Raw genomic sequence first — 14923 nt, 5'->3', positions numbered from 1 at the left:
CGGCAACACTCTTCAAATTGCCTTTATCCTCTGAATTTATTGGACTTCACAATCCTGTAACAACCGGCCTAATATACAGGTGCAGATGCCGAATCGATCAGGAGAGTCCCTTGACGATTGCAGTCTCCCCACAGGCCCTGCCGGCGCTCGTTCTGAACGCTGACTACCGGCCGCTGAGTTATTACCCCTTGTCGTTGTGGTCCTGGCAGGACGCGATCAAGGCGGTATTTCTCGACCGTGTGAACATCATTGCAGAATATGAACATTCGGTTTCTTCGCCGAGCTTTTCGATGCGGCTTCCGAGTGTCGTGTGCCTGAAGACTTACGTTCAGCCGTCCCGCAATCCCGCGTTCACCCGGTTCAACGTCTTCCTGCGCGACCGGTTCGAATGCCAGTATTGCGGCGCCCATGACGACCTGACCTTCGACCACGTCATCCCGCGCGCCCATGGCGGCGAGACCACCTGGGAGAATGTCGTGGCAGCCTGCTCGCCTTGCAATCTGCGCAAGGGCAGCAAGCTTCCGAAGCAGGCAAGCATGTTCCCGGCGCAGAAGCCCTATCAGCCGACGGTGCAGGATCTGCACAATAACGGCCGGCTGTTCCCGCCGAACTACCTGCATGAAAGCTGGCTCGACTATCTCTATTGGGATACCGAACTGCAGCCCTGATCGAACGGCCCGCAGCGCCGCGCATCTTTTTCAGAGGCGGCAAGGACGCTGCGGCACTTCGAATGCTGCATAATTTTATGAGGCGGCCTTGCGAACGCCGACAAAGGCGAAGGCTGCGAGCAGGATTCCGGCAATCACGTTCCAGCCCGCAAAAGACAGGCCGAGCACGCGCAGTGCCGCGTCGGTGCAGGACGGGCCCTTGATGGTGTTGAGCTCGCCGAGCAGATCGCCGGCATTGGTCGTCATGCTGCTTGCCGTCGTCGAGCAGGTGGACGGGCCGGGCCAGAAGTGCCATTCCACACCGGCGTGATAAACACCCATGCCTGCCGTCACCAGCATCAGGATGCCGGCCGCGAGAATGAGCGCCCGGGTGATCCAATTCGGCAGTCCGACGAGCTCGGAGATCGCGGCCAGGATCGCGATCGGGATGGCGTAATAATAGGGCTGCCGTTGCAACAGGCAGAGCGCACAGGGAATATAACCGCCGATATACTGGAAGCCGAGCGCGGTGCCGACCGCCGCCGCCATGCCGATGGCGAGCAAAATGGAATAGACAAAGCCGGGGCGGGCGAGCGGCGAGGAAATAGTCATGGCGGAGCTCCGCGAGTTTAGTAGAGCATGAGATGCAGATTGAGATTTTAGGCCTGTTCGGCCGAAAACCATCCTCGCCTAGTGAGCGAAAGAGCGGTAGCCGACATATAGCACGATCACGGTAGCGGCACCGATGCCAACGATTTGGCCGAGGCGCTTCTCGATGAAGTCACGGATCGGCTCGCCGTAGCGGCGCAGCAGCCAGGCGAGGAAGAGGAAACGCGCGCCGCGTGCAATAATCGCCGAAACAATGAAAAGGCCCAGATTGACGTGAATGACGCCAGACAGAATCGTCACGATCTTGATCGGCGGCAGATGCGCAAGACCTGATGTGACAAGCAGCAGCAGGATCCACTCGTAGGTGACATAGGCCTTCATCTGCTCAAAGGCATCGAGCTTGCCATAGAATTCGAGAACCGGCCGCGCCACCGTCTCATAGGCGTAAAAGCCGAGCGCCCAGCCGGCGATGCCGCCGAATACAGAGGCGACGGTCGCGACCAGCGCGTAGCGATAGGAGCGTTCCGGCCTGGCAAGCGCCATCGGCAGGAATAGCACGTCGGCGGGGACGAGAAAGATGGAGCTTTCGACGAAGGCGATGACGGCGAGCCAGATTTCGGCCGATTTGCGCGCGGCCAGAGACATGGTCCAGTCGTAAAGTCTGCGGAGCATTCCGTTTCCTTCCTGTTGCAGTGCAAAAGAGCTTTAGGGGCCGTGCGCGGCGCTGTAAATGCTCGCCCGTGTCCTTCCTGCCACCGCCGTCAAAAAATTTTCGTGATGCGGGGTGTCAGCGCCTCTCCCAAGATTTCGGGAGATTGCGAATCGGCCATTCTGCGGCAAGCTAATTTAGGGTCGACGTGCAAGGTGGCATGAGAATGTTCAAAGTGATCGAAGGCGGCCGTGGGCGGGCCGTGCAAATGGATGACTGGTCCGAAGAGCGGCGCGGGCCAAGCAAAGAGGACGTGCGCCGGGAGGCTGCGCGGCGGATCAGCGAGAGCGGTTATCATCTGTCTCGCATCCGGGAATTCGCGACCGGCGTGCCAATGCTGGCGCCTCTTAAATACTTGTCGCTGCAGATCGATTTCGCAGCCGAGACGTTGTCGCGGCTCGACCCGATCCCGGAGGATTTCCGCTCAGATGGCTATTGGCCGGCGGGCTGAAGCCATCACGCTAGCGTGATTGCCGCTAAAATGCGGAGGTATTTGCGTCAGGACAGGTCCATCGACTTTTCCCATTGCTGACGCAGGACATTCATTTCCGTCCGCTTCTGGGCCATTTCGCTAACGGCGGCGCGCAGATGCGGATGGTGAGACATGAACATGTTGAAGTCGCGCCGTTCGAGCACCTCGAACTGGCAGAAATCGACGGCGATCACGTCGGCCGTGCGCCGTGCGCCAGTCAGCAGGGCCATTTCGCCGAAAAAGGCGCCCGGCTCCAGGCGGATCGCGCCACTGGCGAGCCGCACTTCCACCGCGCCCGAGGAGATGAAATACATGCTGTCGCCGCGGTCGCCGCGGCGGATGACGCGTTCGCCGGGCGGCGCGGATTTTGCCTTGAAGAGCAGTAGCAGTTCCTCCTGGGCGTCCTCGTCGACTTCGGAGAACAGCGGGAAAGTCTCGATCAGCTGTTGCATCTTCAGTTGATGCTGGCGCTCGCGCTCTTCGCCGAGCGCCCTGATCTTTTCCAGTTCTTTGCCGAGCGCCTTCTGCCTGCTCCTGCCGTAGCTTTCCCAGAGGGAGGGCCATTTCGAATGGATATATTTCTTCAGGCCGTCGGTTGCGAAGATCACGATCGGGTTGAGCGTGATCGACAGGATCGCGGCAGCCAGGATCAGATCCTGGCCCTCATGCGGCAAAAGCCCGAGTGAGACGCCGAGGCCGGCGAGGATGAAGGAAAACTCGCCGATCTGGGCGAGGCCGCCGGCCAATGTCAGTCCCATGCTGATCGGATATCTGAGCAGGATGACGATGAGGAAGGTGATGATGCCCTTGCCGAGGATGACGAGAGCCAGCGCGCCGATCACGGCCAGCGGCTGGCGCACCAGGATCGAGGGATCGAAGAGCATGCCGACGGAGACGAAGAACAGCACGGAGAAAGCGTTCTGCAGCGGCAGCGAGTCGGCGGCCGCCCTGTGGCTGAGCTGGGATTCGCTCATGACGACGCCGGCGAAAAATGCGCCGAGTGCAAAAGAGACGCCGAAGATCGCCGCCGAGCCGAAGGCGATGCCGAGTGCGATCGCCAGCACCGTCAGCGTAAAGAGTTCGCGCGAGCCGGTCCGGGCGATCATCGTCAGCAGCCAGGGCACGATGCGAGGCCCGAGGAAGATCGCCATGGCGGCGAAGGCCACAACCTTCAGCAGTGTCAAGCCGATCGTCAGCGCCAACGGCAGGTCACCGAGGCCATGGTTGGTCGTAGTGCTGGCGTTGCCACCCAGAAGCTCTGCCAGCGCCGGCAGCAGCACCAGTGCCAGCACCATCACCAGATCCTCGACGATCAGCCAGCCGACGGCGACGCGTCCGCTGGCCGCGTTGACGAGATTGCGCTCCTCCAGCGCCTTCAAGAGCACGACGGTGCTCGCCACCGACAGGCTGAGGCCGAGGACAATGCCGGCGCCGAGGCTCCAGCCCCAGAGTTTGCAAAGACCGATGCCTAACAGGGTGGCGAGGATAATCCGTCCGATCGCGCCAGGCACGGCGATGCCGCGCACGGCGAGCAGGTCGGAAGCGGAAAAATGCAGGCCGACGCCGAACATCAAAAGGATGACGCCCATCTCGGCGAGCTGGCCGGCAAGGGCGGTATCGGCGACGAAGCCCGGCGTGAACGGCCCCATCAGGATGCCCGCCATCAAATAACCGACGAGTGGCGGCAGCCGAAGCCGGTCGGCCCCATAGCCCAGGATCGCTGCGAAAACGAAACTGACGGCGACCGTCGCGATAAGTCCTACTTCCTGATGCACGTCCGCCCTCTCTTGTGATAGCGGCGGCCACTTTGGACGAAGCGCAAGCAAAATTAAACAGTTGATTTGGGAATGAGCTGCTGTTCGGGCTTTCGTTCTCAGTGCTGGCTGGTGTGGCGCAGACGTCGTCCGCGGCACGGTCGGGCCGTCACCGATGTTGGAACCACTTGCGTCTTGCCTCGTTGCCCTTTCATCAAGAAAGGAGAAACGACATGCGGAAGATGATCTTGAACTGTACTGTAGCGGCCCTTGCCGCCTGCTCGTTTGCAGCGCCTGTTCTTGCCGACAGCGTGTATGTCAGGGAGCGTTCCTATGATGACGGCTATCGCCACGAGCGGGTGCGACCCGGCATCACCATCAGCGAGCGTGGCGTCACTTTCGGTGCCGTGCGCGAACGCGAGCATCGCCGCTATCGCGATAGTGGCTGCGAAACCAGGAGCGTCACCCGACAGACCGACGAAGGCGAGGTCACCAAGACGGTCCGGCGCTGCAATTAACGAAAAAATGTGCGATAAGGACGAAGCCCGGTTCCGACGAGCCGGGTTTTCGCCTTTTGTGGCAAGAATATCTCAATGCAGTGGTGAAAGTCGTCTGTCGGTGTTATGAGCACGCCTTTGGTAACAGCGCGTTCCCAGCGCAAACACCGCCCGCACAGGATCTTTTAGTATGATTGAGCTTACGCCGTCCCAGATCGCCGCACTTAAACTCGCCAGGGATGGAGACCTTTATCCTCAGCCAGCCAATAAATGGACGCACGAGAACGCGACAGTGACTTATGCAAAAACTGACCGGTGGAAAGAGCGGCCTCAGAAAATAAAGTCGGTCACTGCCAAGACGCTGGGCGAGTTGAAGGAGCCGGGCTTTCTGGAGAGGCGGCACCTGGATGACGACGCAACAAAGGACGTCTACGGCATCACGATGGCCGGCAAGATGTGGCTGCTGAAGAACAAATAAGCTTCGCTTAGGCGCTGAGTATTTTCACAAGCCTCCCAGCCGAACGGGATATGACGGACCTCATATCCGACTTTTCGGGAGGGACTGGAGATCGCCGCCAAAGCGACCTGGCCAATAAGAATTCTATCGCGTACGGGCGGCGGTCGAGGCGGTGATGCAGCGTCGTCTTTCGCTGGCGCACAGCCGCCAGCGCCCCATCACGCGCAAGCCTTCATAGTGCCTTTGGATCGGAATTATGCGGCCTCACCTGCCTGCGCGCGAAGCCATGCGCAGAGCTGCCGCGGCGCTTGGCGCGGGTCATTGGCGCGGATGAGCGCAAAATGCCAGGCTGGCCCGCTCAGCACGTAGGGGAACGGCGCGATCAGCCGGCCCTCGGTCAAAAGCGGCCGAAACAGCGACGGTGACAACAGCGCCACACCCACGCCTGCCAGCGCCGCATTGGCATCCAACTCGTGCGTGGGGTAATCGACCGCCAAAAAGCGCAAATCCTGCGGGGCCGAGCATTGAGCCTCCTTAAACCATTGCTCCCAATCAGGGTGCGGCAAAAGCTCGAAGTCAGCCAGCGCCTCCGGCGCGGCAAGCGTCCGTGTTTCAAGCAGGGAAGGCGACAGCATCGGCGTCACTTCTACGGGAGCGAGCCGATATTCTTCCAGCCCGGCCCATCCACCGCGACCCGTCCTTATGGCGACGTCGAATGCGCCCGGATCACGTATTTCCGCCGAGACGTCGACCTCGATGACGGAAGCTCCAGGCGTAGGATAGCGCGCCAGACGCGGTGCAAGCCAGCGTGACGCGAAGGTCGGCGGCGCCGTGAGCCTGAGTGGCGGCGTCGCCGCCTGAAATTCTGCGAGCGCCTCACCGATCCCGGTTAACGCCTCCCGGACCCGCTTTGCGAGAACTGAGGCCGCGGCCGTCGGGACCACTCGCCGACCGGCGCGGATAAATAGCGGCTGACCGAGCTCAGCCTCCAGGGTGCGAATACGAAGGCTGACCGCCGCCGGTGTCAGAAACAAGCGTTCGGCTGCCCGCGCGAAGCTGCCGGCCGAGACACAGGCTTCCAATACGCGCAGAGACTCCAATGACGGCCGCATGATCAGCTTCCCTTCACGATCAATTTATCTTGTGGTGACGACAAGCAAAGCACGTTTTGAAGGCGGAACGCCCTGGTGCAGTTTTGGTGGACAGCCAAGAATAGGAGATTTACTGTGTCCCTGCAATCTCAGCACCTGTTTACACTCTTCATCGCGCTTCATCCGACGCTGGAGCTTGGGCAGACACCTGCCGGCGGCCGGCGCATTTTTCCTGTCTCAGGCGGACATTTCCAAGGGGAGCGCCTGAAAGGAAAAGTATCGTCGCTGATCGGCTCGGATCTCCTGCTCGCTCGTGGCGACGGCACATTTCAGCAAGATGTCAGGCTCCTCCTCGTCGCCGACGACGGGGAGCTCGTCCTCATGACCTATCGCGGCGTCAGGCGTGCGTCACAGGCCGTCGACGAGCGTTTGGTATGCGGCGAAACGGTCGACGCTTCGGAATATTATCTGCGCACGACACCGTATTTCGAGACCGCCGCGCCTGCGCATGCGTGGCTCAACAGCATTGTCGCGGTCGCAAAGGGCGGCAGGTGTCCGGGCGGTGTCGAATACGAAGTCTTTGAAGTTCTGTGACCACGATATTGTCTTCGCCGCTCTCTCACATTGCGGGCGGGGGCGTGACGACGCAGTCCGCTTGCGTTGCTTGAACTATCTGACAAAGAGCTTGAAGATTTTGGTGGTGCCCCATGCCGGAGTCGAACCAGCACTTCTTTCGAAACTCGATTTTGAGTCGAGCGCGTCTACCAATTCCGCCAATGGGGCAACGGATGCGAACGGGCGGCTGTCTAACATGCGAGCGCCCGGACGCGCAAGACGGGCAAGCGAAGTTATCGGATTGATCCGGTAGAGAGATCCGGCCTCGCTTAGAGGCCGAATCTAGTCTGATATCAATGGGCGGCGGCCGATGCCGGGTTGCTCAGGCCGGACTTCTTCAGCGTGATCGCCAGGATCGAGGCCAGCAGGCAGAAGGCGCCGGCGACGAAGAAGGCGGGCAGGTAGCTCGAAAGCTCGGTGCGGGAGAGGCCGGCGCCATAGGCGGCGGTGGCGGCTCCCAGCTGATGTCCGGCAAAGACCCAGCCGAAGACGAGGCCGGTCTTTTCACGGCCGAAGCGGTCGGCGGCGATCTTGACGGTCGGCGGCACGGTGGCAATCCAATCGAGGCCGTAGAAGATGGCGAAGATGGAGAGGCCGTAAAAGCTGAAATCGCTGAAAGGCAGGTAGAGCAGCGAGAGGCCGCGCAGGCCGTAATACCAGAATAGCAGCCAGCGATTGTCGAAGCGGTCGGACAGCCAGCCGGAACCGATGGTGCCGAAGAAATCGAAGATGCCCATGACGGCCAGCACGCTTGCCGCAGCCACCGGCACGATGCCGAAGTCGCCGCAGAGGGTGACGAAATGGGTCTGGATCAGGCCGTTGGTGCTGAGACCGCAGATGAAGAAGGTGGCAAAGAGGATCCAGAAGGTCGAGGTCTTCGAGATTTCCTTGAGGACGGTGATCGGCGTCATCAGCGCGGCGCCAAGCGAGGTGCTTGCCGGTGGCGGCGTCACCTGCGTCTCACCGAAGGCGGGCAGGTTGAGGTCGGCCGGGCGGTCGCGCATGAAAGCAAGCACGGCAAGGGCTGCGACCATGATCATGGCGCAGACGAAAAACACCGTCGAGCGCCAGCCATAACGTTCCGTCAGCTCCGCCATCAACGGTAGAAAGACGAGCTGGCCGGTGGCCGAACTTGCCGAGAGCATCCCGACGACGAGACCGCGATGCTTGGCGAACCAGCGGCTGGAAATCGTCGCGGCGAGCACCATGGCCGTCAATCCGGTACCGAAACCGACGACGATGCCCCAAAGCAACAGCAGTTGCCACAGCGTCGTCATGAACAGCGAACCAACGAAGCCGGCGCCAATCAGCGCTAAGGCGAAGACGATGACCTTGCGCACGCCAAAATAATTCATGAAGGCGGCGGCGAAGGGACCCATGAAGCCAAAAAGGATCAGTCGGATCGCAAGGGCCGAGGAAATCTGCGAGGTCTCCCAGCCGAACTCATCCTGCAGCGGCTTGATGAGAACGCCGGGTGCGCCCATGGCGCCGGCGGTGACCAGCATGGTGAGGAAGGTCGCGGCAACGACGACCCAGCCGTAATGGATGTTGCGCCGGGCAAGGGTGGAGGCGAGGGCTGTGGAAACCATGGGCAAGATTCCGTTTGAATTCAGGTTCTAGAAGATAGTGGACCATTTTACATGATGCTCATCATATTTCTTGCATATTGATGATGGACGTCATATATTTTGTCAAGCGACTATTTCTGGAGATGACAAATGCGGGTCAGCCGCGAAAAATTTGCCGAAAACCGCGAAAGGATCCTGAGCGTTGCCGGCGTGCTTTTCCGCGAAAACGGCTTCGACGGGGTCGGCGTCGCCGACATCATGAAGGCGGCGGGGCTGACGCATGGCGGCTTTTACGGTCATTTCGGTTCGAAGGACGACCTGGCGCTTGAGGTCAGCCGCAAGCTGATCGACAGGGTGGAAGAGCGCTGGAAGGAGCATATCGCCGAATCGCCGGACCGGCCGCTGGCAGCCCTTCTCGACCATTATATCCACTGGCGCACAGTTGACGATCCGGGCGGCAGCTGCGTCTTCGCAACGCTGATCCAGGAAGTCAGCCGCAGCCGCGGCGCGGTCCGTGCGGTCTTCAGCGATGGGCTGTCCGTGCTGGTCGACACGCTTGCCGATATCGTTCCCGGCGAAACGGAAGAGGAGCGCCGCGCCAATGCGACGACGACACTCTCATCGATGATGGGTGCCGTCATTCTTGCTCGTGCTGTCGAGGACAAAGCGCTTGCCGAGCAGTTTCTGGTGACGATGCGCCGGCAGCTCGATCCTGAAAGCCCGAAATAATCTCAGTCGCGAATGGCCATGGTTTCGATCTCCCTCTCCAAGTGGAGAGGGATCTGCCTTGCAGGTGCCTGAGGACCGAAAAGCCAGCGGCTACTTGAAGCCGGCGATGGCGTGCGGGATGTAGGGTGCTTCCAGCGCCGCGATCTCCTCGGCGGTGAGCTTGACCGAGAGCGACGCAACGGCGTCTCTGAGGTGGTTCGGTTTGGACGCGCCAATGATCGGGGCGGTCACCGCACTCTTCTGCAGGATCCAGGCGGTTGCGACCTGGGCGCGGGAGACGTTGCGGGCCTTGGCGATTTCGGCCACGGCCCCGACGATTTTGCGGTCGGCATCGATGGACTGGGTGTAAAGCGTCTTGCCGAATTCGTCGGTTTCGCTACGTGCCGTCGTCTCCTCCCAGTCGCGGGTCAGGCGGCCGCGGGCAAGCGGGCTCCAGGGGATGACGGCGATTTTCTGATCCTCGCAAAGCGGCAGCATTTCGCGCTCTTCCTCACGGTAGAGCAGGTTCAGGTGGTCCTGCATGCTGACGAATTCGGTCCAGCCGTTCAGCCTGGAGACGTAAAGCGCCTTGGCGAATTGCCAGGCATACATGGAGGAGGCGCCGATATAACGCGCCTTGCCCGATTTGACGACGTCGTGCAGCGCTTCCAGCGTTTCCTCGATCGGCGTCGTGTAGTCGAAGCGATGGATCTGGTAGAGATCCACGTAGTCGGTGCCGAGGCGACGCAGACTATTGTCGATCTCGTCGAAGATCGCCTTGCGCGACAGGCCGGCGCCGTTCGGGGCCGGCCGCATGCGGTTGAACACCTTGGTCGCCAGCACGATGTCTTCGCGTTTGGCGAAGTCTTTTATGGCACGGCCGACGATCTCCTCTGAGGAACCATTGGAATAGGTGTTGGCGGTGTCGAGGAAATTGATGCCGAGGTCGATCGCCTGCTTGATCATCGTCCGGCTTTCTTCTTCCCGCAGGCTCCAGGCATGATTGCCGCGGCCGGGATCGCCGAAGGTCATGCAGCCCAAGCAGATCTTCGACACTTCGAGGCCGGTCTTCCCAAATTTTGTGTATTCCATGAAACGACTCCGTGATGAATTTAATAACCCCAGACGGCCTTCCATGATTTAGCGCGAGATGGCCAAAGTCGCAGGGTGGCACATGAAAAATTATGCTGCATGCGCACAATGATCCGTGATCGAGACCTCTGAAGCCGCTCTCTTCGCTATCGATTCCGGCTGCAGCTTGCACATTCCCGCCGCAAGATGTTAGCTGATGCAGCATTTTTACCGGAATCCGACCATGCAGCTGCCGTCCCACGATCGCTATGACGATCTCTATTGCAATTTCTCCTGGCAGATCACGGAGGATTTCAATATCGGCCGCGCCGTCAGCGACGACTGGGCCGCGAGAGAACCCGAGCGCGTCTGCCTCGAGCATTTCAGCCCCGACGGCAATCATCGCGCGATGACCTATCGCGCGCTCGCCGACCGTTCCTCGGCCTTTGCAAATGCGCTCGTTTCACTTGATATCAAACGCGGCGATCGCGTCGCGCTGCTCTTGCCGCAATCCTTCGAAACGGTGATCGCGCATGTGGCGATCTACAAGACCGGCGCGATCGCGCTGCCACTGGCGCTGCTTTTCGGCGTCGAGGCGCTGGAATACCGGCTGAAGGCGGCAGGTGCTGTGGCCGTCGTCACCAATGGTTTCGGTCTCGAACGCATCCGGCAGATCCGCGGACGCCTGCCGGCGCTGAAGCATATCGTCAGCATCGACGGGGCGAGTGGCGATGCGACTGCTTTCGCCGAACTGGTGGATGGCTATCCCCCTGTCTTCGACATCGCCAAAACCGGTCCGGACGATCCGGCGCTGATGATCTTCACTTCGGGAACGACGGGGCCGCCCAAGGGCGCGTTGCACGGCCACCGCGTCCTGCCCGGCCATATTCCGGGCATGCAGTTCGCCCATGAGGGGTTTCCGCGGCCGGGTGATAAGGTCTGGACGCCGTCCGACTGGGCCTGGGCCGGCGGGCTGCTCAACGCGCTGCTGCCGAGCCTTCTGCTCGGGATTCCTGTCGTCTCTTCGCCGGCGCAGAAATTCGATGCCGACATGGCCTATCGCATCATGGCCGAGATGAAGGTGCGCAATGCCTTCATTCCGCCGACGGCGCTAAGGCTGATGAGATCCGTTGCCGATCCGCGCTCGAAATATGATCTGGCGCTGCGCACCATCGGCTCGGCCGGGGAGGCGCTCGGCCGCGAGACCTATGAATGGGCGCGGCATGTGCTCGGCATCACCGTCAACGAATTCTACGGCCAGACGGAGTGCAATTTCGTGCTTGCGTCGAGCGCTGCCTATGGCGTCACCAAAGCGGGCGCCATCGGACGGGCAGTGCCCGGGCACCGCGTCGCGATCGTCAGCGAGACGGGCGACGAGTTGCCCGTCGGCGAACCGGGCCAGATTGCCATCGCCAGTCCCGATCCTGTCATGTTCCTCGGCTACTGGGACGATACGGCAGCGACGGAACGAAAATTCGTCAAAGGCTGGCTGCTCACCGGCGATATCGGCCGGCAGGACGCCGAGGGATATGTGACCTTCGAAGGCCGCGACGACGACGTCATCACCTCGTCGGGATATCGCATCGGCCCGGCCGAGATCGAGGACTGCCTGATCGGTCATCCCGCCGTGCAGCTTGCCGCCGCCGTCGGCAAACCCGATGCCGTGCGCACCGAGATCGTCAAGGCCTATATCGTGCTTTCACCAGGCCATCGGCCAAGCGAGACGCTGGCCACCGACATCAGGGAATGGGTGAAGACGCGGCTTTCGATGCACGAATATCCGCGCGAAGTGGAATTCATCGATGCATTGCCGCTGACCACCACCGGGAAGGTCATCCGACGGCTGCTACGCGAAAGGGCCGCTGGCGAGGGATAGAACTGCTACGCATTTTGCTGGAATGCTTAGCCCCGGCCGGCAAGCGACATGATCTTTTCGCGCAGCATCTTCGCCATATTGCGGGTACTGCGGTACATGTGCAGCTGGGCGGTGACCTGGCGCATGTCGCGGTCGCTGTTCTGCGTCAAGCCGATTACCAGCGTTCCCATCTCCTCGCGCTCCTGCCAGAAGCGGCTCATGATCGGATGATCCGAGACCGCGCAGGAATCGGAGCGGATGATATTGGCGTCGTCGAGATGCCATTCGGTGAGTTCGCTCATCAGCAGCTTGCCAGGCGAATAGCGGGCATAGTTTTCGTCGTAGGCAGTCTTCCAGGTATAGGCCTCGCCGCCCATCATCAGCACGACGATGGCGGCAATCGCCTTGCCGTTGAGATCGATCGTGTGAATACGCACGGCATCGACGGCGGCAAGGTTCGATACCGCCTCGCGGGCGAAGGCCGTGTGATAACGATCGGTGACGAGAGCGCTTCGCCGCTTGCCCTTCCAGCCACCGGCTTCCATCGCCAGGAATTCCTCGAAGCGGATATGGATTTCGCGCGGTTGGCGGGCGACGGTATAGACCGTCGTTCCCCGTTCCTCCAGCAGCCGCCACTGGCGGCGCATCTCGCGCATATGCGAGGAGGCGATGGTTTTGCTGAGATAGGCCGGCGCCTCTTCCTCGCTCTGCAGCATCGGGCGCAGGTAGGGATTGGTGACGGTGACGGGAAGATTGCGGCTGAGCGCCACGGCCTTGACCATGCGCACGAAGATACCGTTCAGCCTGAGATCCGGCAGAACCAGTATGCCGGGCAGATTGAGATCACGGGCGGTCAGTCCCTCGAAGAGATTGTCGAGGGTCTCGGCGGCATCCTCGCCATCGACGAGCGGCGTGCCGAGCGGACCGAAACTGTTCGACCAGCCGCGGATGATCGACGGGCCGACGGCAAAACCCGGCTTGTCGACCGAAAACGGCAAAAGGAAGCGCATGCGGCTGCGGCCGGCACTGTGGTCGCGGATCAGGGCGAAGTTCACCTGCCGGTCTTCGAGCCGCGGCATGGCGGGGGCGAGGAAGCGGCCGGAGAAAAAGACGTTCGGTTCCATCGCCCGGTTGGAAAGGAAATCGAGCTCATCCTGAAGCTCATAGCCGAGCTTACCCGGATAGAGGCAGAGCTCGCGCCCCGGCCGGCCGATCTCGGCGCGAGCCTCGGCTTGCGGCGCTTCGAAATGCAGTGCTGCGAGATCATGCACCATGCGGTTCGCAGCGCTGTCGGTGCTTTCGGTAACGGGGGGGATACGCACCATCTATCGAACTCTCATTTCTGGCGTTGCGGCGGAGGGGCTGGCGAAAGCGAAAAGGACGATGCCAAGCGTGCGGCGCACGGCGAGATGCAACAGGATCGCCTCGACTGCCATGGCGGAGGCCGTGGCGATCGCCGTGCCTTCGATGCCGTAATGCGGGATCAAAGCGAGGTTGAGGCCGACATTGGCCGTCAGTGCGCCGGCATAGAGCGCGACGCAGAGGTTCTGTTTGCCTGCCATCATCAGCAGCGTTTCGGCCGGGCCGACCAGCGATTTGGCGAGGATGCCGGCGAGCAGGATCGCCATGACCAGATAGCCTGATGTAAAAGCGCCGCCGAAGAGCGACAGCAGCAGATGGCCGGCCGCAAGCACGACAAGGCCGACCCCGAGCGCTGGCCAGAAGGTCCAGCGCGCGGCGTCGATGGCAGCGGCTGCCAGCTCTCCGTGGTTGCCTTCGGCGATGATCGAGGAAAAGCGCGGGCCGGAGGCCGCCTTGACCGAGAAATTGATGAAATGCACCAGCGCCATCGTTTTGGCAGCGGCGAAGTAGATGGCGACATCGTGCGGCTCGAGGAAGATGCCGACGACGACGACATCGGAATTGGTGAGCAGGAAGCTCACGCCCTCGATCAGGAAAATCGGAAAGGCGACGCTGAACCAGGCGAGGAAATCGACCTTGCGCGGGCCGTCGTCATAATGCCGGCGAAGGCGGTAGAGCGTTGCGGCATATTGGCCGAGGGCGGTGACGTAGGTCGCAACGAGCGCTGCCTGCATCGCGGTGACGGCAGTGTGATCGGCGCCGATGGCAATCGCAATCAGCATGAAGAGGATGATGAGGATCGGGCGGACGATATAGACGGGGCTCAGTGCCATCACCGGCCAATGGTTTGCCCGCGACGTCCCTTCCAGAATGTCGCCGAGCGCGATCATCGGCATGGCGAGCAGACCGATGAAGATCGGGACGAGATAATAGACCTGGATCATATCGCCGAAGAAATGCAGCCCGAGCATGCCGGCAGCGAGCACCGCCGTACCTGATAGCAGCGCAAAGATGCGCGCCGTGCCGGTCAGGCCGCGGATTTCTTCGAAAGCGCCCGCTGCCCTGTATTGCGGCAGGAAGCGGACGATTGCGGTGTGGAAACCGAGGCATGAGAGATCGCCGAAGACGACGACCAGCACCCAGACGAAAACGAAGATGCCATATTCATATTCACCCATCAGCCGGGCGAGCACGATCTGCGAGACGAAGGCGAGTGCGGCGCTGAGGATGCGGATCGAAAAGGCCGTCAGCGCCATGCGCTGGGCGGCCGCCCTCTCGCCGCGTTCGGTGAGCACGGCCGCAAGCAAACGCAGCGTCCGGCCGCCGATCGGGCGCAGGCCGGCGGGCAGCATCTTCTCCGCTGTTTCTATGACCGCCATGATGAACACGCAAAACTCTGAGGTCAGGCAAATCGCCCCTGAAGTCTTGCCAGAACAGGGTTAAGAAACGGTTCCGGATCAAGCTTGAGTCCGATGCTAGAATTCCGAATTTCCGGCGTTGCCGCAGAA

At 61.2% G+C, this 14923-nt stretch carries 15 protein-coding genes and 1 tRNA gene; 7 read left to right on the top strand and 9 right to left on the bottom strand.

Going from position 1 to position 14923, the window contains the following annotated elements:
- Positions 1 to 110: 110 nt before the first annotated feature.
- A complete protein-coding gene (locus tag AC25BC_RS19495) occupies positions 111 to 668 on the top strand; it encodes an HNH endonuclease (RefSeq protein WP_012759160.1) in 558 nt (185 codons plus the stop codon).
- A 75-nt stretch (positions 669 to 743) separates the two neighbouring features.
- On the opposite strand, the gene AC25BC_RS19490 is transcribed toward AC25BC_RS19495, so the two are convergent.
- Positions 744 to 1259, bottom strand: a complete 516-nt coding sequence (locus AC25BC_RS19490) for a disulfide bond formation protein B (RefSeq protein ID WP_012759159.1) — start codon at positions 1257 to 1259, stop codon at positions 744 to 746.
- Positions 1260 to 1337: 78 nt separating this feature from the next.
- Positions 1338 to 1928 carry a YqaA family protein gene (locus AC25BC_RS19485; protein WP_012759158.1) on the bottom strand — a complete coding sequence of 197 codons (591 nt, stop codon included), beginning with the start codon at positions 1926 to 1928 and terminating at the stop codon, positions 1338 to 1340.
- 197 nt (positions 1929 to 2125) lie between these two features.
- On the opposite strand from AC25BC_RS19485, the gene AC25BC_RS19480 reads away from it, so the two are divergent.
- Entirely contained in the window at positions 2126 to 2416 is a 291-nt protein-coding gene (locus AC25BC_RS19480) for a hypothetical protein (RefSeq protein ID WP_041935581.1), read from the top strand.
- Positions 2417 to 2463: 47 nt separating this feature from the next.
- Here AC25BC_RS19480 and AC25BC_RS19475 read toward each other — a convergent pair whose 3' ends face one another.
- Positions 2464 to 4212 carry a cation:proton antiporter domain-containing protein gene (locus AC25BC_RS19475; protein ID WP_012759156.1) on the bottom strand — a complete coding sequence of 583 codons (1749 nt, stop codon included), beginning with the start codon at positions 4210 to 4212 and terminating at the stop codon, positions 2464 to 2466.
- A gap of 212 nt (positions 4213 to 4424) precedes the next feature.
- Between AC25BC_RS19475 and AC25BC_RS19470 the strand changes: the two genes are divergently transcribed.
- The gene (locus AC25BC_RS19470) at positions 4425 to 4709 is read left to right on the top strand and encodes a hypothetical protein (RefSeq protein ID WP_012759155.1); all 285 of its coding nucleotides are present in this window, start codon (positions 4425 to 4427) and stop codon (positions 4707 to 4709) included.
- Positions 4710 to 4878: 169 nt separating this feature from the next.
- A complete protein-coding gene (locus AC25BC_RS19465; RefSeq protein ID WP_012759154.1) occupies positions 4879 to 5166 on the top strand; it encodes a hypothetical protein in 288 nt (95 codons plus the stop codon).
- A gap of 233 nt (positions 5167 to 5399) precedes the next feature.
- Here AC25BC_RS19465 and AC25BC_RS19460 read toward each other — a convergent pair whose 3' ends face one another.
- Positions 5400 to 6257, bottom strand: a complete 858-nt coding sequence (locus AC25BC_RS19460; protein WP_012759153.1) for a LysR family transcriptional regulator — start codon at positions 6255 to 6257, stop codon at positions 5400 to 5402.
- Between the two features lie 114 nt (positions 6258 to 6371).
- Between AC25BC_RS19460 and AC25BC_RS19455 the strand changes: the two genes are divergently transcribed.
- On the top strand, positions 6372 to 6830 hold the full coding sequence (locus tag AC25BC_RS19455; protein ID WP_012759152.1) for a DUF3237 domain-containing protein: 459 nt from the start codon (positions 6372 to 6374) through the stop codon (positions 6828 to 6830).
- A gap of 104 nt (positions 6831 to 6934) precedes the next feature.
- On the opposite strand, the gene AC25BC_RS19450 is transcribed toward AC25BC_RS19455, so the two are convergent.
- Positions 6935 to 7019 (bottom strand) — tRNA-Leu (locus AC25BC_RS19450).
- Positions 7020 to 7144: 125 nt separating this feature from the next.
- Entirely contained in the window at positions 7145 to 8440 is a 1296-nt protein-coding gene (locus AC25BC_RS19445; protein WP_012759151.1) for an MFS transporter, read from the bottom strand.
- A gap of 129 nt (positions 8441 to 8569) precedes the next feature.
- Here AC25BC_RS19445 and AC25BC_RS19440 point away from each other — a divergent pair, with 129 nt between their 5' ends.
- Positions 8570 to 9148: a TetR/AcrR family transcriptional regulator gene (locus tag AC25BC_RS19440; RefSeq protein WP_012759150.1), complete on the top strand. Its 579-nt coding sequence runs from the start codon at positions 8570 to 8572 to the stop codon at positions 9146 to 9148.
- Between the two features lie 90 nt (positions 9149 to 9238).
- On the opposite strand, the gene AC25BC_RS19435 is transcribed toward AC25BC_RS19440, so the two are convergent.
- Positions 9239 to 10219, bottom strand: a complete 981-nt coding sequence (locus AC25BC_RS19435; protein ID WP_012759149.1) for an aldo/keto reductase — start codon at positions 10217 to 10219, stop codon at positions 9239 to 9241.
- A gap of 223 nt (positions 10220 to 10442) precedes the next feature.
- Here AC25BC_RS19435 and AC25BC_RS19430 point away from each other — a divergent pair, with 223 nt between their 5' ends.
- Complete coding sequence (locus AC25BC_RS19430) at positions 10443 to 12074, top strand: AMP-binding protein (RefSeq protein ID WP_012759148.1); 1632 nt, start codon at positions 10443 to 10445, stop codon at positions 12072 to 12074.
- 26 nt (positions 12075 to 12100) lie between these two features.
- On the opposite strand, the gene AC25BC_RS19425 is transcribed toward AC25BC_RS19430, so the two are convergent.
- Positions 12101 to 13378: a GNAT family N-acetyltransferase gene (locus AC25BC_RS19425; RefSeq protein ID WP_012759147.1), complete on the bottom strand. Its 1278-nt coding sequence runs from the start codon at positions 13376 to 13378 to the stop codon at positions 12101 to 12103.
- Positions 13379 to 14794: a lipopolysaccharide biosynthesis protein gene (locus AC25BC_RS19420; protein ID WP_012759146.1), complete on the bottom strand. Its 1416-nt coding sequence runs from the start codon at positions 14792 to 14794 to the stop codon at positions 13379 to 13381.
- Positions 14795 to 14923 lie beyond the last annotated feature (129 nt).

Source organism: Rhizobium sp. WSM409, assembly GCF_057653825.1.
The sequence above is the reverse complement of the archived record's forward strand: the minus strand, read 5'-3'. Positions and strand labels throughout refer to the sequence as shown.